The sequence below is a fragment of the Superficieibacter sp. genome (genome assembly GCF_032071645.1).
Lineage (GTDB): Bacteria > Pseudomonadota > Gammaproteobacteria > Enterobacterales > Enterobacteriaceae > Superficieibacter.
The window spans coordinates 43006-62138 of record NZ_DAMAPU010000012.1 but is presented as its reverse complement, the minus strand read 5'-3'; the positions used below and the strand labels follow the sequence as shown (position 1 = coordinate 62138).

The following is a 19133-nucleotide window of genomic DNA, read 5'->3' as shown; positions in this document are numbered from 1 at the left end:
AAACGTCAGCATAATATTAATCAATCGATTGATTAATTTATTGAGCACAGAATGAACGTCACTCCGATCACCACCAAAGGCGAGCAGGCAAAAAGCCAGTTGATTCACGCGGCGCTGGCGCAGTTTGGCGAGTTTGGCCTCAACGCCACCACCCGGGAGATCGCCGCTCAGGCCGGGCAAAACATCGCTGCTATTCCCTACTATTTCGGCTCCAAGGAAGAGTTATATCTCGCCTGCGCCGCGTGGATCGCAGACTTTATCGGTGAACAGTTTCGCCCGCATACCGAGGCGGCGGAAAAACTGCTGGCGCAGGCGCAACCGGATAAAACAGCCATCCGCGCGCTGATCCTTAACGCCTGCCAGAATATGATCGCCCTGCTGACCCGCGATGAAACCATGAGCCTGAGTAAGTTTATCTCCCGTGAACAGCTCTCTCCGACGGCGGCATATATGCTCATTCACGATCGCGTGCTCGCCCCCATGCACAGTCATCTGACCCGCCTGATCGCGGCCTATACCGGGCTGGACGGCGACGATACCCGCACCATTTTGCATACCCACGCCCTGCTGGGTGAAATTCTCGCTTTCCGCCTTGGGCGCGAAACCATTCTGCTGCGCGCGGGATGGTCCGGTTTTGACGATCAAAAAAGCGGGCTGATTTACCAGATCATCACCTGCCATATCGATTTTATCTTGCACGGATTATCGCAAAGGAGCCTGAATCCATGAAAAAACCTGTCGTCATTGCGCTGGTTGGCGTCATTGTTCTGGCCGCCCTCGGCGGCGGCTGGCTGTGGTATCAGAATCAGCAGCATCAGCCGTTAACTCTTTACGGCAACGTGGATATTCGCACGGTGAATATGAGCTTTCGCGTTGGCGGTCGGCTGGCGACCCTCGCCGTGGATGAGGGCGATAAGATCCGCGCCGGGCAGATGCTGGGCGAGCTGGATCGCGCGCCTTATCAGAACGCCCTGCTTCAGGCCAAAGCGAACGTGTCTACCGCGCAGGCGAAGTATGACCTGACGATGGCGGGCTATCGGGCGGAAGAGATTGCCCAGGCCGCCGCCGCCGTCAATCAGGCCCAGGCCGCCTGGCAGTACGCACAAAATTTCTACCAGCGCCAGCAGGGACTGTGGAAGAGCCGCACTATTTCGGCCAACGATCTGGAAAATGCCCGCTCCGCGCGCGATCAGGCGCAGGCCAGCCTCAAATCGGCGCAGGATAAGCTCAGCCAGTTCCGCGCCGGTAACCGTCCGCAGGAAATTGCCCAGGCCAGAGCCGGTCTGGAGCAGGCGCAGGCGCAACTGGCCCAGGCCGAACTGGATTTGCAGGACACCACGCTTATCGCGCCTTCCGACGGCACGCTTCTTACCCGCGCCGTGGAGCCGGGCAGTATGCTTAACGCAGGCAGTACGGTGCTGACGCTCTCCCTGACCCGCCCGGTGTGGGTTCGCGCCTATGTTGACGAGCGCAATCTGAATGAGGCCCAGCCGGGACGCGAAATCCTGCTTTATACCGACGGTCGTCCCGATGAGCCTTATCACGGCAAAATCGGCTTTATCTCGCCCACCGCCGAATTCACCCCGAAGGCCGTCGAAACGCCGGATCTGCGTACCGATTTAGTCTACCGGATGCGCATTATCGTCAACGATGCCGACGATTCGCTGCGTCAGGGAATGCCCGTCACCCTGCGTTTTAGCGGGGATCGCCGCGATGAGTGACGCACTCATCACCCTTAACGGGCTGGAAAAGCGCTTCGCCGGGATGGACAAGCCCGCCATTGCGCCGCTGGAATGTACCATTCATCCGGGTTATGTAACCGGGCTGGTCGGGCCGGACGGCGCGGGTAAAACCACCCTGATGCGGATGCTTGCCGGTTTGCTGAAGCCCGATGGCGGCAGCGCCACGGTCATTGGCTTCGATCCAATCCGTGACGATAACGCCCTGCACGCGGTGCTCGGCTATATGCCGCAAAAATTTGGTCTGTATGAAGATTTAACGGTGATGGAGAACCTCAATCTGTACGCCGATTTGCGCAGCGTGACCGGCGAAAAACGTCGTGAAACCTTTGAGCGCCTGCTCTCTTTCACCGCGCTGGCGCCTTTCACCGCCCGGCTGGCGGGAAAGCTGTCCGGCGGCATGAAGCAAAAGCTGGGGCTGGCCTGCACCCTGGTCGGCGAGCCGAAAGTGCTGCTGCTTGATGAGCCAGGCGTGGGGGTCGATCCGATTTCCCGCCGGGAGCTGTGGCAGATGGTCCATGAACTGGCGGACGACGGAATGCTGATCCTCTGGAGCACCTCCTATCTTGATGAAGCGGAGCAGTGCCGCGACGTGCTGCTGATGAACGAGGGCGAACTGCTGTATCAGGGTGAGCCGAAAGCGCTGACGCAAAAAATGGCCGGGCGCAGTTTTTTAATGCACAGTCCGCAGGAAAATAACCGCCGGTTGCTCCAGCGCGCGCTCAGACTAGAGCAGGTCAGCGACGGCATGATTCAGGGGCGCTCGGTACGGCTGATCCTGAAAAAAGAGGCCACCGCCGACGACATTCGCCAGGCCGACGGGATGACAGACATTGAAATAGCCGAAACCGCGCCCCGCTTTGAGGATGCGTTTATCGATTTACTGGGCGGCGCAGGCACATCGGAATCACCGCTGGGCGCAATTCTGCATACCGTCGAGGGAACGCCGGGCGAGACGGTAATTGAAGCGAAAGCGCTGACCAAAAAGTTCGGCGATTTCGCCGCCACCGACCACGTTGATTTTACCGTCCAGCGCGGCGAGATTTTCGGCCTGCTGGGGCCGAACGGCGCGGGCAAGTCCACCACCTTTAAAATGATGTGCGGCCTGCTGGTACCCACCTCCGGCCAGGCGCTGGTGCTGGATATGGATCTGAAAGTCAGCTCCGGCAAAGCGCGCCAGCATTTAGGCTATATGGCGCAGAAATTCTCCCTCTACGGCAATCTGACCGTCGAGCAAAATCTGCGCTTTTTTTCCGGCGTCTACGGCCTGCGCGGACGGACGCAGAATGAGAAAATCACCCGGATGAGCGAGGCGTTTGGGTTGAAGAGCATTGCCAGCCACGCCACCGATGCCCTGCCGCTCGGCTTTAAGCAGCGTCTGGCGCTGGCCTGCGCGCTCATGCACGAGCCGGATATCCTGTTTCTGGATGAGCCAACGTCCGGCGTCGATCCCCTCACCCGCCGCGAATTCTGGCTGCATATCAACAGCATGGTGGAAAAAGGCGTCACGGTGATGGTGACGACCCACTTTATGGACGAGGCGGAATACTGTGACCGCATCGGGCTGGTTTATCGCGGCAAGCTTATCGCCAGCGGCACGCCGGACGATCTCAAAAGTCAGGCCGCCCACGACGAGCAGGCCGATCCGACCATGGAACAGGCGTTTATCACTCTTATCAATAACTGGGATGAGGAGCACGCGCATGAGTCATAGCGTTTTCTCCTGGCGGCGGGTACGCGCCCTGTGCATCAAAGAAACGCGGCAGATCGTTCGCGATCCCAGTAGCTGGCTGATCGCGGTGGTGATCCCCCTGCTGCTGCTGTTTATCTTTGGCTACGGGATTAATCTCGACTCCAGCAAGCTGCGGGTGGGCATTCTGCTCCAGGACCGCAGTGAAGAAGCGCTGGATTTTACCCATACGATGATCGGTTCGCCCTACATAGACGCCACCATCAGCGATAATCGCCAGCAACTGGTGGAGATGATGCAGGCCGGGCGCATTCGCGGGCTGATCGTTATCCCGGCGGATTTTGCCCGCAATATGGCGCGCGACGGTGCCGATGCGCCGATTCAGGTCATTGCCGACGGCAGCGAGCCGAACACCGCGAACTTCGTGCAGGGTTACGCGGAGGGGATCTGGCAAATCTGGCAGATGCAGCGCGCGGAGGATCGCGGCGAAACCTTTGAGCCGTTAATTGATGTCCAGACCCGCTACTGGTTTAACCCCGCCGCCATCAGCCAGCATTTTATTATTCCGGGGGCGGTGACCATCATCATGACGGTGATTGGCGCGATCCTCACATCTCTGGTGGTGGCGCGCGAATGGGAGCGCGGAACGATGGAGGCGCTGCTGTCCACCGAAGTCACCCGCAGCGAACTGCTGCTGTGCAAACTGGTGCCCTACTACTTCCTTGGGATGCTGGCGATGCTGCTGTGTATGCTGGTGTCGGTATTTATTCTTGGCGTGCCGTATCGTGGGTCGCTGCTGGTGCTGTTTGTGGTCACCAGCCTGTTTTTACTCAGCACCCTGGGGATGGGACTGCTGATCTCAACCATTACCCGCAATCAGTTTAACGCCGCGCAGGTGGCGCTGAACGCCGCGTTTTTACCGTCAATTATGCTGTCCGGGTTTATCTTCCAGATCGACAGTATGCCCGCGGCAATCAGAATTGTGACCTATATCATTCCGGCGCGTTATTTTGTCAGCACCCTGCAAAGCCTGTTTCTGGCGGGTAATATTCCGGCGGTGCTGGTGGTCAACGTGCTGTTTTTGATTGCCTCGGCGGTGATATTTATCGGCCTGACGTGGATGAAGACCAAACGGCGGCTGGATTAATCCCGGCGCTGAAGGAGAGATCATGTTTTATCGTTTATGGACGCTGATCCGCAAAGAGCTACAGTCGCTGCTGCGCGAGCCGCAGACGCGGGCAATCCTGATTTTGCCGGTGCTGATCCAGGTTTTCCTGTTTCCGTTTGCCGCCACGCTTGAGGTCAGTAACGCCACCATCGCTATTTATAATGAAGATAACGGCAAACACGCGGTGGAACTGACCCAGCGCTTTGCCCGCGCAAAGGCGTTCACCCATGTTCTGCTGCTGCACAGCCCGCAGGAAATTCGCCCGACGCTGGATACGCAAAAGGCGCTGCTGCTGGTGCGGTTCCCGGCGGATTTTTCGCGCAATCTCGACGCCTTCCAGCCTGCGCCGATGCAGCTTATTCTCGACGGGCGTAATTCAAACAGCGCGCAAATTGCCGCCAACTATCTTCAGCAGATCGTCAAAACCTATCAGCAGGAACTGACCGACAGCCAGCCGAAGCCGAATAACAGCGAGCTGGTAGTGCGCAACTGGTATAACCCGAATCTGGACTACAAATGGTTTATCGTGCCGTCGCTGATCGCGATGATCACCACCATCGGCGTAATGATCGTCACCTCGCTGTCGGTGGCGCGCGAACGGGAACAGGGCACGCTGGATCAGCTCCTGGTTTCGCCGCTGGCAACGTGGCAAATTTTTATCGGCAAAGCGGTTCCGGCGCTGGTGGTGGCGACCTTTCAGGCGTCGGTGGTGCTGGGGGTAGGCATCTGGGCGTATGACATTCCGTTTGCCGGATCGCTGGCGCTGTTTTACTTCACCATGCTGATTTACGGCCTGTCGCTGGTCGGGTTCGGGCTGCTGATCTCGTCCCTGTGCTCGACCCAGCAGCAGGCGTTTATCGGCGTCTTTGTGTTTATGATGCCCGCGATTCTGCTCTCCGGCTACGTGTCGCCGGTCGAGAATATGCCGGTGTGGTTGCAGAATCTGACGTGGGTTAACCCAATCCGTCACTTTACCGATATTACCAAGCAGATTTATTTGAAGGATGCGAGCCTGGGGATTGTCTGGGGAAGTTTGTGGCCGCTACTGGTGATAGCGGCCACCACGGGCTCAGTGGCGTATCTGATGTTTCGCCGCAAGATCGCGTAGCTTTTTATCTTTCGCCAGCAGCGAAAACACCGCCGGACCGGCAAGGATCGCCAGCCCGACCAGCGCCAGCAGTAAATTATTGTGTACGACGCGGGAAATCAGCCACAGTACGATCACCGCCGTACCGAAATACCAGGTGGTGGTCAGCTCTTCCAGTACGTCAGCCACTTCGCGCCAGCGCTGCTCGTGGTGGCGCTGTAGCGCCAGCATCATCACCACCGTCACGGCGTAAATCAGGCACAAACCCAGACCAACGCGCACCAGCGTGCCGCTCATCCAGCCTGTTACCAGCAGCGCCACAATCAGCAAATGCAACATAATCTGCCAGCAACTTAATCCTGTTCCGACACGAACTCGCTGTTGCCACCTCATGGCTATTCTCCTGAAGAATTTTTAACTGATAAGTCAGACTACCGGACTTTACGGAAAATTCCGTAACAGCGCATCTTTTTGTGACGACGACTACACTATTTCAAACAGGATAGTGACGCTGGCAGGAGAATCATGACCCAACACGCGCGACATTTTTCATTAAAAGTGCTCACCATTAACACACACAAAGGATTCACCGCATTTAACCGCCGTTTTATATTGCCCGAATTACGCGATGCGGTGAGGACCGTCGGCGCGGACATCGTCTGTTTGCAGGAAGTGATGGGCGCACATGAGGTGCATCCGCTGCACGTGGAAAACTGGCCGGACACCACGCATTACGAGTTTCTGGCGGATACCATGTGGAGCGATTTCGCCTACGGTCGCAATGCCGTTTACCCGGAAGGGCATCACGGCAACGCGGTGCTGTCGCGCTACCCGATTGAACATTATGAGAATCACGATGTTTCAGTGGACGGCAGCGAAAAACGCGGCCTGCTGTATTGCCGGATTGCGCCGCCGGATCTGGGATATCCGATCCATGTGCTCTGCGTCCATTTAGGACTGCGCGAGGCGCATCGCCAGGCGCAGCTTGATATGCTGGCGCAATGGGTTAACGGACTGCCGGAAGGTGATCCGGTGGTGGTCGCGGGCGACTTCAACGACTGGCGGCAAAAAGCCAATCATCCGCTGAAAGCGAAAGCGGGGCTGGAAGAAATTTTCACCCGTGCTAAAGGCCGCCCGGCGCGGACATTTCCTGTGAGTTTTCCTCTGTTACGACTCGATCGGATCTACGTCAAGAATGCCCACGCCAGCAGCCCGACGGCGCTGATGCTGCGTAACTGGCGTCATTTATCCGATCATGCCCCTCTGAGCGCGGAGATCCACTTATGAAATGTGACTGGCGAGAAGGAAACCGCATCCAGTTACTGGAGAACGGCGACCAGTTTTATCCGGCGGTACATGCCGCCATCGACGACGCGAAAAGCCGGGTCATTCTTGAAACCTTTATCTGGTTTGAAGATGGCGTCGGAAAAAAACTGCATGAAGTTCTGCTGCGTGCCGCCCAGCGCGGCGTGAAGATTGACGTGCTGCTCGACGGCTACGGCTCGCCCGATCTGAGCGATAGTTTCGTCAACGAGCTGACGGCGGCGGGCGTGGTATTCCGCTATTACGATCCGCGTCCGCGCCTGATGGGAATGCGTACCAACGTCTTTCGCCGGATGCACCGGAAAATCGTGGTCATTGATACCGATGTGGCCTTCGTCGGCGGGATCAACTATTCCGACGAACATATGTCCGACTATGGCCCACAGGCCAAGCAGGATTACGCCATCCGTATTGAAGGCCCGGTGGTGCAGGATATTCTGCAATTTGAAGTTGAAAACCTGCCGGGCAATGCGTCGGTGCGCCGCTGGTGGCGTCGCCGTCATCGCGCGGTAGAAAACAACACGCCCGGCGAAGCGCAGGCGCTGTTTGTCTGGCGTGATAACGACGAGCATCGTGACGATATCGAGCGCCATTATCTGAAGATGCTGGCGAAAGCGCGCCGCGAGGTGATTATCGCCAACGCCTACTTCTTCCCCGGCTATCGTTTGCTGCACGCGATGCGCAATGCCGCCCGACGCGGCGTGACGGTGAAGCTGATCGTTCAGGGCGAACCGGATATGCCGATCGTTAAAGTGGGCGCGCGTCTGCTGTATAACTACCTGATCAAAGGCGGCGTCGACGTGTACGAATATTGCCGCCGCCCGCTGCACGGTAAAGTGGCGCTGATGGACGATCACTGGGCCACCGTGGGCTCCAGCAACCTCGACCCGCTCAGCCTGTCGCTTAACCTCGAAGCGAATCTGATCATACATGACCGCGAGTTTAACCAGACGCTGCGCGAAAACCTCAATACCATTATTGAGCAGGACTGCAAACAGGTGGATGAAACCATGATGCCGAAGCGCACCTGGTGGAATCTCGGTAAAAGCGTGGTGGTATTCCACTTCCTGCGCCATTTCCCGGCGCTGGTTGGCTGGTTGCCTGCCCATACGCCGCTGCTGGCGCAGGTTGATCCTCCGGTACAGCCGGAGATTGAAACGCAGGATCGCGTGAACACTGAAAATTCTGGAGTGAATTCCTGATGGCTAAATCTCATCCCCGCTGGCGACTGGTCAAGAAAATCCTCACCTGGCTGTTTTTTATTGCCGTGGCGGTTTTACTGGTGGTGTACGCGAAAAAAGTAAACTGGGAAGACGTCTGGAAGGTGATCCGCGACTACAACCGTCTTGCGCTGCTGAGTGCCGTGGCGCTGGTGGTGGTCAGCTACGTGATGTACGGCTTTTACGATTTACTGGGGCGCGCCTACTGCGGGCATAAGCTGGCGAAGCGGCAGGTGATGCTGGTGTCGTTTATTTGCTATGCCTTTAACCTGACGCTCAGTACCTGGGTCGGCGGCATCGGGATGCGCTACCGGCTTTATTCGCGCCTCGGTCTGCCGAGCAGTACCATCACGCGAATTTTCTCGCTGAGCATTACCACCAACTGGCTGGGCTATATTTTGCTCGGCGGGCTGATCTTCACCTTTGGCGTGGTCCAGCTTCCCTCGCACTGGTATATCGACGAAGGTACATTACGGATCGTCGGTATAGTGCTGCTGTTACTGGTGGCGCTGTATATGTGGGGATGCGCGTTCGCTAAGCGTCGTCACATGACCATTAAAGGCCAGAAGCTGGTGCTGCCGTCGTGGAAATTCGCCATTGCGCAGATGGCTATCTCCAGCGCCAACTGGATGGTGATGGGGCTGATTATCTGGCTGCTGCTCGGTCAGGAGGTGAATTACTTCTTCGTGCTGGGCGTGCTGCTGGTGAGCAGTATTGCCGGGGTAATTGTGCATATTCCCGCCGGGATAGGCGTGCTGGAAGCGGTATTTCTGGCGCTGCTGGCGGGAGAGCATACCTCGCAGGGGACGATCATCGCCGCCCTGCTTGCCTACCGGATGCTCTACTACATCGCCCCGCTGCTGCTGGCGCTGGTGTGCTATCTGATTCTGGAAAGCCGCGCCAAAAAGCTGCGGGCCAGGAACGAACGGGCGATGGCGAAATAACGATGAGCCCGGCAGACTGTGCCGGGCTCATGCCTCAGACCACCGCCAGCACGTTACGGATCAGCATATCGCCGCCGATAAACAGCAGCACGAGATACACAATCCGCAGGAACTGTTCGCGGTTAATGCGTTTGAGAAACGCCATGCCGAGGAAAAAGCCGATTGCCGCCATCGGGAAACCGACCGCCAGCGCGCTCCACAGGCGCGGCGTCCAGGCCCCGTTGAGATACTGGTTCACGGCATTGAAGGTGTTCAGAACAATCCATACCCAGTTCATGGTATTACGGAATTTTTCTTTTTCCCTTACCGCGTCGATCGTGTAAACGGTAATCAGTGGCCCGCCGATATTAAACGCGCCGTGCACCACCCCGCCTAATAACAGGCAGCCGTTACGAAAGCTTTTTTTAATGGCCGTATCGGGGACCTCTTCGGTGAGGATCTTTTTCAGCACCAGCGGCATAATGATATATTTATAAATATTCATTAAGGCAATCGCGGTGATCATCGCACCAATACAGATTTTCGCCGTGGTGGGGCTGATTTTATAAAACAGATAATTGCCTAATAAAATGCCCGGCGCGCACAGCACCACAATTTTAATTAAGTCTTTCCAGGAAACCTCTTTAATGGTTTTAAATCCCAGATAGAACAGGAATGGCAAGGTGATAATCGTGCCGTAAGGTACGCCCTCCGCCGTCCCCAGCAGCCCGGTGACGACCGCCGCCGCGATAACAGTACAGCCAAAGCCGGTGCATCCCTGGATGAAAAAGCCAAAGATTTGCATCAGGCCAATAATAATGAAGATAGATTCAAAGCTCATGATATCCGTCCTGGTATTGATATTTTCCGCATTGCCATAAACCGGCACCGCCTGTCAGGCGGTGCCGTTATCACCCTCAGAAATGAAGTTCCGTGCGCTGAATTAAATCTTTCTGCAACGGTTTACCCAGCTCAACAAAATAAGCGCTGTAGCCCGCCACGCGTACCAGCATATCTTTATAATCCTCTGGTTTTTTCTGCGCGGCACGCATGGTTGCAGAGCTCATAATATTGAACTGAACGTGCATCGCCTGCTTCGACATGTATTCATCGATAAAGCTGATGAGGTTATCGCGGCCTTCGGTTCCGGCCACCGCTTCCTGCGGGAAGCGCAGATTCATCAGCGTGCCGTTGGTCGCCAGGCTGTGATCCACTTTGCAGAGCGAATTGACCAGCGCGGTGGGTCCGCAGATATCATGCGACCCGGCGTCGGTATGCACCGGACCCATATTGTCGGAGATCGCCTCGCCCTTCTTACGCCCGTCCACGGAAGCATTGGTGTTCAGACCCATCGCCACGTTGGCATTCACCGAATACACGCCGGGGCTGAATTCGCCGCCGCGCGGGATTTTCCTGCCGCTGATATGACGGCAGTAGCATTCGAACATAAATTTGAACAGTTCATCGGCGTAGGGATCGTCATTACCGTAATGGTGCACCTTCGAGCTGTTGACCAGCGCGTAGATTTTTTCGTGGCCGACCCAGTTTTCTTTCACCGCCCGGAGCAGTTCTGCGCCGGTGCAGCGTTTTTCATCAAACACCAGTTGTTTGATGGACGCCAGAGAATCCGCGCAGGTCGCCATGCCGCTGGCCTGTGGGCCAATGCCGTTGTACTTCGCGCCGCCTTCGGTCAGATCTTTACCGGACGCCATGCAGTCTTCATAGAATGCGGAGACAAACGGCACCGGCTTCAGCGCCCGGTGCGCGTTGTCGATAATATTCAGGCTGCTGCACATTTGATCGGTCCAGTATTCAAACTGCTTATCGACGCTCGCCAATACGTCATCAAAGCTCTGATAGGTATCAAGGCTGCCGGTATCCGGGCCGAGCTGTTTGCCGGTGCTCAGGCTGCGCCCGCCGTTGACCACCATTTCCATCATTTTTGGCGTATTGACGTAGGCCGCATCGTGCCAGCCATATTCTTTGCCCGGCAGATCGATTTCCACGCAGCCCACCACGCAATACTCTCTGGCTTCTTCCAGGGTCATGCCCTTTTTCATCATGGCTTTGATGGTTGGCGCGTCGTTGAAGAGCTTCGGATGACCGTAGCCCGCGCGGATACACTCCACCGTTTTCACTTTTAGCTCATACGGCGTTTTTTCGTGCATACGCACGCAGACCCACGGGTTCATCATGCGGGTATGCGCAGAGCCTTCCAGCATCAGCATGGTTAAATCGTTGGTGGCGTCATGGCCATCGCGATCCATCCCGCCGATGGTCAGGCTTTCGCCGCCGAAACCGCGACCGTTACGCAACGCCATGCTGCCTTTGTCTTTCAGCTTGGTCGGGTTATTCATTTTGACGTATTCAACTTCAATCAGCTCAAGCGCAAATTCTTTGCTGATAACGCCATTTTTAATATCGGCGGCGTAGTAGGGATACAGCCACTGATCCATGCGACCATAAGAAATGGAGTGACCGTTACTTTCGACCTGAATCAGCGCGGTGGCGATATTAAACAGTTGCAGCGCCTGCCAGAAAGTTTTCGGTGCGCCCCCGGCGACGGCATGGCAGTTTTCCGCCATCGCCAGCAGTTCCTGTTTACGCTGCGGATTGCTTTCCCCGGCGGCGCACTGTTCGGCCAGCGTCGCATAGCGGGTAACATATTTTTTCGCGGCCTCCAGCATGATAATCATCGCGGTGTAGGTGTCGCGCTTATCACCATATTCCGGGTCGCGTTTGCTCAGTTTTTGCTGATTAGCTTTGGCGCGAGCGATCAGTCCGTCATAGCCGAGCTGCATCAGCAGGCCGTAATCAATCGCCAGATGACCCGCCCCCGCGTAATGGTAAAGGTTGGTCTGGAAAATGCGCTCGCCGACTTCAGAACCTTTGATCTGATCGTCTTCCAGCCGCAGGTTAATCAGATCGTCAACGGTTTTGCCCTGCCAGTACTTGCACAGTTCAATAATTTCCTGACGCTCTGCGTCATTACGGATATAGAACTGATCGTTCGGACGCTCTTCAAACGGCGAATGCAGAATTTCATCGATAATCCAGTTTACCGAGAATTCCGGGTAAATCGGCGAGGCTTTGGCCGGGGCCGCAATTTCGCCGAGGATCAAATCGTCTTCATAAATATACAGCGTGGTATTGAGCAGGATATTTTCAAACGCTTTGGCGCACTGCAATTTACGCGGATAGCCTTCGTGTTTTTTGTAGGATTCAGTCACCAGCCGCAGTCTTTCGACGTCCACTTCATAGGGGCGGTCGAGGAAAGTCTGACGCAGACGATTAACACGCGGGTACGGCGACCAGTCTTCGTGATTGACCTCATAACCCAGACTGTAGGTACGATCAAAAGGCTCGGTGCCCCGTGCTTGTGTATGGTAAGTTTTCATGAAATATCTCCTTGGTATTTTTTTACTGTTTTTCTTTTGTACCGACCAGGCAGTGAATACCGCGACCATTGAAATAGCGGGCGATGTCGTTTACCCGTTTCTGAAACGAGCGTCTGTTGACCCGCAGGCTTTGCATTTCATAAGGCATGTCTAATGAGCGATATTTTTCTTCGCCGAGTCGCATAAAACTTAATAGCTGGAGCGTTCTTACCTGCCCGCCTAATTCACTGAGAATGAAATCCGCCGTGGCGCTGATATTGTCCATATCGTCGTTAACGCCCGGAATAAGCGGAATGCGCAGGATCAGTTCGCGATGCTCGCGGGTCAGTCGCTGTAAATTTTCGAGAATTCGACCATTTTCGACCCGCGTATATTTTTTATGAACCAGGGGGTCCATATGTTTAATATCGGAAATAATAATATCGGTCCACGGCAGTACGCGGGCGATATCTTTCCAGTTAACACAGAAAGAGGATTCACAGCAGGTCTGAATATTTTCATCCTTGCAGGCTTTAAATAGCGCGGCGACGAATTCACTTTGCAGCAGCGGCTCGCCCCCGGAAACGGTTACCCCGCCGCCGGAGCGCTGGTAATAGCCAATATCCTTGCGGATGACCGCCATGCACTCTTCCACCGTCATGGATTTTCCCCATGGCTTAATGGCTTCTGACGGGCAGGCATCGGCGCAGGCGAGGCAGTTGCTGCACAGGTCACGGTCAATCGCGCTAAGTTTACCGCGCGTAAAATTCAGCGCGCCGGAATGCGGGCAAGCGTCTTCACATAAGCCGCATTTCTTTTGGGAAATACATTTAGATTTAAAAACCCCTGGCTGGCTGTAGGGTTTCAGGCTTTCAGGATTGCTGCACCAGGCGCATTTTAACGGGCAGCCTTTTAAAAATAATTCGGTGCGCAGCCCCGGTCCGTCATGCAGCGTGAAGCGCTGAATATTAAAAACATTTCCCCGCAGAGACACGTTATCCTCTCCCGTTTGCATAATAACGTCCGCTTACAGCGCCTGGTGATAAAGCCGGATAATGTCGTTAATGGTTGACTGACGAGGATTCACCAGCACGTTACCGCTTTTCATCACGTCTTTAGCCATTGCCGGAATACTCTCTTCGGTGACGCCGACGGCGGACAGCGAGGCCGGAATACCGAGCGTGCGGTTTAATTCTTTAATTTCTGCCACCAGCATTTCAGGTTTAAAACAGCCGCCGGTGTGTGTGTCCTGACGAATAAACTGGTAAATCACTTCGTAACGTCCGGTATCAGCCAGCGCGTTATATTCCACCACTGTTGGCAGCAGAATGGCATTCGCCACGCCGTGCGGTACGTTGAAGAAGGCGCTGACCGGATGGCTCATGGCGTGGACGTTACCCAGCCTTGCCCACGCAAAAGCGATCCCGGCGAAATTGCTTCCGGCCATCATCGCGCTGGCAGCCTCTGCATCCTGACGGTTGGCAACAAAGCGGCGGATATTTTTGCCGATGAGCTGCATCGCTTTTTCCGCCATCGCGTCGGTGAAGGGTGAGGCGCTGGTGGACAGATAGGCTTCCAGCGCGTGGATCAGCGCGTCAATACCACAGGCCGCCGCGATGGACGCGGGCAGGGTCATAATCAGTTCGGGATCGAGAATGGCGTACTTCGGCAGCATTTCGTAGCTGATCACCGACAGCTTATAGTTCCGGGCCTCGTCAGTGATGACCGCCGACGCGGTGACTTCACTGCCCGTCCCGGCAGTGGTCGGGATCGCCACGATGGGCGTAATCGGACCGGGAACCTTGTTCGGCCCTTCGTAGTCGGTAATGCTGCCGCCGTAATTGACCAGTACGCCCACCGCTTTGGCGACATCAATCGGGCTGCCGCCGCCCAGCGCGATAATCGCCGTCGCGCCGCAGGCTTTGTAGCAGGCGGCGGCGTCGTTAACGATATCGACGGTCGGATTGGGTTTGACCTCCAGACAGGTAGTCAGACTTACCCCGCCGGAGGTGATAATCTCCTGAACTTTTTTGACCACCCCAACGGCGTCAAGGCCGCGATCGGAGATCAAAAAGACGTGCTCCGCATTAAGCTGTCTGAGGATCTGCGGCAGCTTTTGCAGGCTCCCCATACCAAACTCAATATTCTGCGGGATCTTAAAGCCAAAGTTTTTCATTATTAAATTCCTTCCATGTGAAAAATGTCGTGCTCGTCAACAGGAGACTGGCACCAGATCCCATCGGGATCGGGAAGCCACGACTGTTGCAGCGGATAACCGACACGGGTGATATTCATCAGGTGTTCAAAACTGAGATTGCCGCTGAAGCTGTTATTGCCCCAGGAGCCGCAGCCCAGCGTGGTGGTGGCGATGAAACCGTTGGTCGGGCTACCGCCGCCGCTGGTTCCGGCAGGCTGATTTACAATCACCCGCGACACCGCGCACTGAATGGCGGCATATTCAACATTGGCGGGCGTCGCCGAGTGGACGGCGATGCTGTGGCCCTTGCCTTCACAGTTGAGATTTTCAACCATCATGGCGACGCCTTCGGCAAACGTCGGGTAAGGCATAACGGCCAGTACCGGGCACATTTTTTCGCGGCACAGCACCTCGCGCGGCCCCACTTCCGGCACCTGAACCATAATCACCCGCGTACCGCGCGGCACCTCAAGGCCCGCCCGGGCAGCAACCTGCTCTGCGTTCTGGCCCACCACGTCGCGGTTAATCGCCCCGCCGCCGGGGAACAGCGTTTCGCGCAGGCGCTGCGCGTGTTCTGTACCGTTCACCGAATACGCGCCCTGCTTTTCCATCTCGCGGATAAACGCGCTTAACTGGCTCTGGTGGACAAAAACCGTCTGTTCGCTCAGGCAGATCAGGCCGTTATCAAAGCTGCGTCCGAGGAGGATTTTCCCGGCGGCGTCGGCTACATCGACATCCCGATCCACGATGCACTGCACGTTACCAACGCCGACGCCCAGCGCGGGCTTGCCGCTGGAATAAGCCGCCTTCACAAGATTCGCGCCGCCGGTGGCGACAATCACGTCAGCGGCGCTCATTAACTGCGCGCTGTTGTCGATGGAGACACTCTCCAGCCCCAGCACCAGATCCGCCGGGAGCGCCAGCTTTTCAAGCTCGGCGCGGAACATCGCCACCAGCCGCCGGGTGCAGTCCACCGCGCGCGGATGCGGGGCGAAGATCACCGCGTTACGGGTTTTCAGCGCAAACGCGGCGTTACTCATGGGGGTCACAATCGGGTTGGTGGCAGGAATGATGCTGGCGACCACGCCCATCGGCTTGGCGATGTCGAGCGTCCGGCGCGCGTCGTTTCTGGCAATCACGCCGACCGATTTTTTATCTTTTATGCTTTGCCAGATGAGCGCGGGTTTCATCCGGCATTTGCTGATTTTGTCCGCCACGTTGCCCATTCGCGTTTCGGTAACGGCCAGCGCCGCCAGGGTGGCGGCATTGTCATAAACCACTTTGCAGATTGCCCGCGCCGCTGCATCGGCCTGCTGCTGGCTGGCAAAGGCAAACTGCGCCTGCGCCGCCTGCGAACGGGCGACCAGCGCTTCAACGGTTAACGCTCTGTCCATGGGCTCTTATCTCTTTTCATTTACTGAAGACACAGGAAAGCTGGCTGAAGGTGGGCCACAGCTGCATAAAGGCGTAGCCAAAAACAGTCACCATCACGATATGTACCAGAGCCATCACCGCCCCGCCTTTGAGCATTTTTCTGGCGTCCAGGCCATACGCGACGGGGATTGCTCTGACGCTGATCGGCAGCATAAATTCGGCATTGAGCGCCAGAATGGTGATAAACCAGTAGGGGACCGGGTTAAGACCCAGTTTGGTCGTAAAGCCAAGCACAATGGGAATAGTGACGGCGGCGGAGGTCGTCGAGTTGGTGGATTCCGAAATCGCTCTGGCGAACACCACAAAAATGATGATGGTCAGCAGGCCGCCGTCCAGCGACATACCGGAAACCAGTTCGGCAATGCCCACGCTGGCACCGGAATCATTCATCAGCTTGCCAAGCGCCAGACCGCCGCCGAAGAGGATCATCATCCCCCACATCGTCTCTTTCTCAGCGATTTCCCACGACAGCATCGGCATCTTATTGGCGAGGGTAATCACAAAACACAGGCAGCCGAGGATCAGGTAAAGATGGGCGGGCGTCAGCGCGGGAAAAATACTGACGTACAGCGGGCGGGTGAACGCGCCGATCAGTCCAATCACAAACAGCGAGCCGCAGATTTTTTCGTCGCGCGTCATCGGCCCCAGCGCGCGATAGCGTTGGGTAAAATATTCGCGGGTGCCATTCAGGGTTTTGACCTTCATCGGGATCAGCAGCATACAGGCCAGGGTGACGAGGCTGATGATGATGAAAAACGGGCTGATGCGGATAAGCCAGTCAACGTACATAAATTCGTGGCCGACGTGCTCCTCAAAAATAGAGATGGCGGCGAGATTCATCGCCCCGCCAAGCGGCGTTCCCAGACCGCCGATGCCGACGCCCCAGCCGATAGCCAACAAAATGGGAACGGCAGGCTGGCATTTGGTGATATCGCTGTAGCCCGCTGTGGTCAGCATCGCTACCGCCATCGGCGTAAACAGCGCGCAGACCGCCACGTTAGGCAGCAGGCAGGACATCAGGATGCTGGCCAGCAGCCAGACGGTCACCTGGGACCGCATTGAGGGGCCAATCACCGACAGCACTTTCAGCGCCACGCGACGGTCAAGGCCAATGGTCGCCCAGGGCGCGCAGAGCAGACCGGAGCCGAAAATCAGAATGATGCTGTCAGAAAAATACTGCCCGGTAATCACCCCCATCGGCACAATATTGAGCAGCGCATTGGCGATGACGGGCACAAAACCGGTAACCGCAATATGTACCGGGCGCGCGATCCACCACAAAATCATCCAGAATAAAATCCCGATGGCCTGCGCGCCGTGGAGAGTCAGCAGATCGGAGAGCAGAAAAGTGGAAATCCCAAGGACGCCCGGACCGGCAAGAATGTAAAATAAACGTTTAACTGGCTCCATGGCATATTATCCTTTTAACGATTTTTAAACGTGTGCCGACAGAGATTGTCTTATTTCACGCGCGCCAAAATACAGGCACAATGGCGCCGTACCGCTGACTGAGGTTTATCAACTTAACGAAAGAATACACCGCCGAATGTTCTATCTGCGTTCCATAGCGTCAGTAATATAGTTAGAAAACTTCGAAAGATCGTTGCCATTTACACTATATGCATTCGAACAAAATAACAATAGGCAAGTTTGTTTTTTTGATTATTGCAATTAATTCTCACATTACAAAATTATATTTTACCTGATGCAAGACAATTGCATATTATGCAACTCAATATTATCTTCTTAATGGCTATACAATAATTATTTTCACAGGTAATTTTCTGGCAGTGAATGTAATATTCAAACGAAACAAAAGCATTGCAAAAGAGACAAAGAATATCATCCCATCCACTAATTAAACGCCGGGAAATAATAATACCGTAACAGTAGAACAGCTAATGGAAAAAGGCATAAAAGCATTGCGTCCTTTATGCCACTTTTTTATTTGGGGAAATAGCCCAGCTTGCCGGATATTTTGCTGGCGGCCATCATTACCGCTCTGGCAAGCTCCCGCTCGCGCTCCGGCTGGCTGAGGCTGTGCACGCTGGTGGATACGCTGATGGCGGCGACGGGCGCGCGATTACGGTCGAAAACCGGGGCGGAAAGCGAGCCTTTCCCTTCGTTCAGTTCATTAAAAATCGTGCAGTAACCGCGCTGGCGCGTGATCACCAGTTCTTGTTTGATTTCGCGGAGATCGACTTTGGTAGCGGCAGTATATTTTTGCAGTTCCGAGCGCTGGAGAATGTCCTGCGCCTGCGCTTCGGGCATGTACGCCAGCAGCACGCGGCCCATAGCTGAACAGTGCATCGGGTGACGATGACCCATCGGGATGAGCAGATCCACCGTGCTTTTACAGCAGTTGCTGATCAGGTGGACGATATCGGTCATGTGCGGAACAGACATGTGGCTGTGAATATTATATTGGTGAGAGAGCCGCTGAAGCTCCGGGAAAGCATGACGAAAGATGTCATTATTTTGCAGCGTGACGCCCGCAAGCGCCACAATCCCAAGACCGGGGGAATAAAAACCGGTGGCCTCATCGCGTTCCAGAAAACCCCAATCGAGCATGGTATTAAGATGGCGGGAGACGGTGCTAATATTCATCTGCAGTTTTACCGCGATGTCGGAAGTGCGTTGTACTGGCACCGACTCATTAAATGTAGCGAGTATTGCTAAAGTTTTGCTTACGCTTTTGGTGTTGGAGTCTTTGCGGGGGTGTTCTGCAGGCTGGATCATAATAGAAAATCCTTTTTTCAGGGCAACGCCAAATATACCCTTAACGGGATCTTTTTAAAATACTCGACGAAGCTAACATACTTCACCCTATTCTGCAACCGGGTAAGTTTTTTCAAATTGTTATACTGCACGCGCGAATTATTTGTCGCGTTAATAGGGCAGCATCGGCTTATCTTCGGCATTTTATTTGCCGGAGAGAAAATAATTAAAACGCCGTCCCGGAATAAAAAGAGACA

General features: G+C 55.4%; 16 protein-coding genes. 8 read left to right on the top strand and 8 right to left on the bottom strand.

The window, feature by feature from the left end; translation table 11 throughout:
• The first annotated feature begins 51 nt into the window (after positions 1 to 51).
• From cecR to RT197_RS17605, 5 genes are read left to right on the top strand one after another with little or no spacing between them, the layout of a single operon-like run.
• Positions 52 to 729, top strand: a complete 678-nt coding sequence (gene cecR, locus RT197_RS17625; protein ID WP_312952443.1) for a transcriptional regulator CecR — start codon at positions 52 to 54, stop codon at positions 727 to 729.
• A complete protein-coding gene (hlyD, locus tag RT197_RS17620) occupies positions 726 to 1721 on the top strand; it encodes a secretion protein HlyD (RefSeq protein WP_312952442.1) in 996 nt (331 codons plus the stop codon). Before cecR ends, hlyD begins: the two co-directional genes overlap by 4 nt.
• Positions 1714 to 3453: an ATP-binding cassette domain-containing protein gene (locus RT197_RS17615; protein ID WP_312952441.1), complete on the top strand. Its 1740-nt coding sequence runs from the start codon at positions 1714 to 1716 to the stop codon at positions 3451 to 3453. Before hlyD ends, RT197_RS17615 begins: the two co-directional genes overlap by 8 nt.
• Positions 3443 to 4576, top strand: a complete 1134-nt coding sequence (locus RT197_RS17610; RefSeq protein WP_312952440.1) for an ABC transporter permease — start codon at positions 3443 to 3445, stop codon at positions 4574 to 4576. Before RT197_RS17615 ends, RT197_RS17610 begins: the two co-directional genes overlap by 11 nt.
• Positions 4577 to 4598: 22 nt before the next feature.
• Positions 4599 to 5705 (top strand): ABC transporter permease, encoded by a 1107-nt coding sequence (locus tag RT197_RS17605; protein ID WP_312952439.1) that lies wholly within the window; start codon positions 4599 to 4601, stop codon positions 5703 to 5705.
• On the opposite strand, the gene RT197_RS17600 is transcribed toward RT197_RS17605, so the two are convergent.
• Entirely contained in the window at positions 5667 to 6077 is a 411-nt protein-coding gene (locus tag RT197_RS17600) for a YbhQ family protein (RefSeq protein ID WP_312952438.1), read from the bottom strand. The two genes, RT197_RS17605 and RT197_RS17600, sit on opposite strands and share 39 nt — an antisense overlap.
• 132 nt (positions 6078 to 6209) lie before the next feature.
• On the opposite strand from RT197_RS17600, the gene RT197_RS17595 reads away from it, so the two are divergent.
• Genes RT197_RS17595 through RT197_RS17585 form a run of 3 tightly spaced genes read left to right on the top strand, consistent with a single transcriptional unit; the run spans position 6210 to position 9171 of the window.
• Positions 6210 to 6971, top strand: coding sequence for an endonuclease/exonuclease/phosphatase family protein (locus tag RT197_RS17595; RefSeq protein WP_312952437.1), 762 nt, complete (start codon positions 6210 to 6212; stop codon positions 6969 to 6971).
• Positions 6968 to 8209 carry a cardiolipin synthase ClsB gene (gene clsB, locus RT197_RS17590; protein ID WP_312952436.1) on the top strand — a complete coding sequence of 414 codons (1242 nt, stop codon included), beginning with the start codon at positions 6968 to 6970 and terminating at the stop codon, positions 8207 to 8209. Before RT197_RS17595 ends, clsB begins: the two co-directional genes overlap by 4 nt.
• The gene (locus RT197_RS17585) at positions 8209 to 9171 is read left to right on the top strand and encodes a YbhN family protein (RefSeq protein ID WP_312952435.1); all 963 of its coding nucleotides are present in this window, start codon (positions 8209 to 8211) and stop codon (positions 9169 to 9171) included. The genes clsB and RT197_RS17585 overlap by 1 nt, the downstream gene beginning before the upstream one ends.
• Before the next feature lie 34 nt (positions 9172 to 9205).
• Here RT197_RS17585 and RT197_RS17580 read toward each other — a convergent pair whose 3' ends face one another.
• The 7 genes from RT197_RS17580 to RT197_RS17550 form a co-directional block, all read right to left on the bottom strand.
• Positions 9206 to 9991, bottom strand: a complete 786-nt coding sequence (locus RT197_RS17580; protein ID WP_312952434.1) for a sulfite exporter TauE/SafE family protein — start codon at positions 9989 to 9991, stop codon at positions 9206 to 9208.
• Between the two features lie 76 nt (positions 9992 to 10067).
• Positions 10068 to 12548 carry a formate C-acetyltransferase/glycerol dehydratase family glycyl radical enzyme gene (locus RT197_RS17575; protein WP_312952433.1) on the bottom strand — a complete coding sequence of 827 codons (2481 nt, stop codon included), beginning with the start codon at positions 12546 to 12548 and terminating at the stop codon, positions 10068 to 10070.
• A 22-nt stretch (positions 12549 to 12570) separates the two neighbouring features.
• Complete coding sequence (locus RT197_RS17570) at positions 12571 to 13542, bottom strand: glycyl-radical enzyme activating protein (RefSeq protein WP_312952432.1); 972 nt, start codon at positions 13540 to 13542, stop codon at positions 12571 to 12573.
• Positions 13543 to 13554: 12 nt separating this feature from the next.
• The gene (locus RT197_RS17565) at positions 13555 to 14703 is read right to left on the bottom strand and encodes an iron-containing alcohol dehydrogenase (protein WP_312952431.1); all 1149 of its coding nucleotides are present in this window, start codon (positions 14701 to 14703) and stop codon (positions 13555 to 13557) included.
• Between the two features lie 2 nt (positions 14704 to 14705).
• Positions 14706 to 16118: an aldehyde dehydrogenase family protein gene (locus RT197_RS17560; RefSeq protein ID WP_312952430.1), complete on the bottom strand. Its 1413-nt coding sequence runs from the start codon at positions 16116 to 16118 to the stop codon at positions 14706 to 14708.
• Positions 16119 to 16134: 16 nt separating this feature from the next.
• Positions 16135 to 17568 carry an SLC13 family permease gene (locus RT197_RS17555; protein WP_312952429.1) on the bottom strand — a complete coding sequence of 478 codons (1434 nt, stop codon included), beginning with the start codon at positions 17566 to 17568 and terminating at the stop codon, positions 16135 to 16137.
• A gap of 534 nt (positions 17569 to 18102) precedes the next feature.
• Positions 18103 to 18897: an IclR family transcriptional regulator gene (locus RT197_RS17550; RefSeq protein ID WP_312952428.1), complete on the bottom strand. Its 795-nt coding sequence runs from the start codon at positions 18895 to 18897 to the stop codon at positions 18103 to 18105.
• Positions 18898 to 19133: the final 236 nt, after the last annotated feature.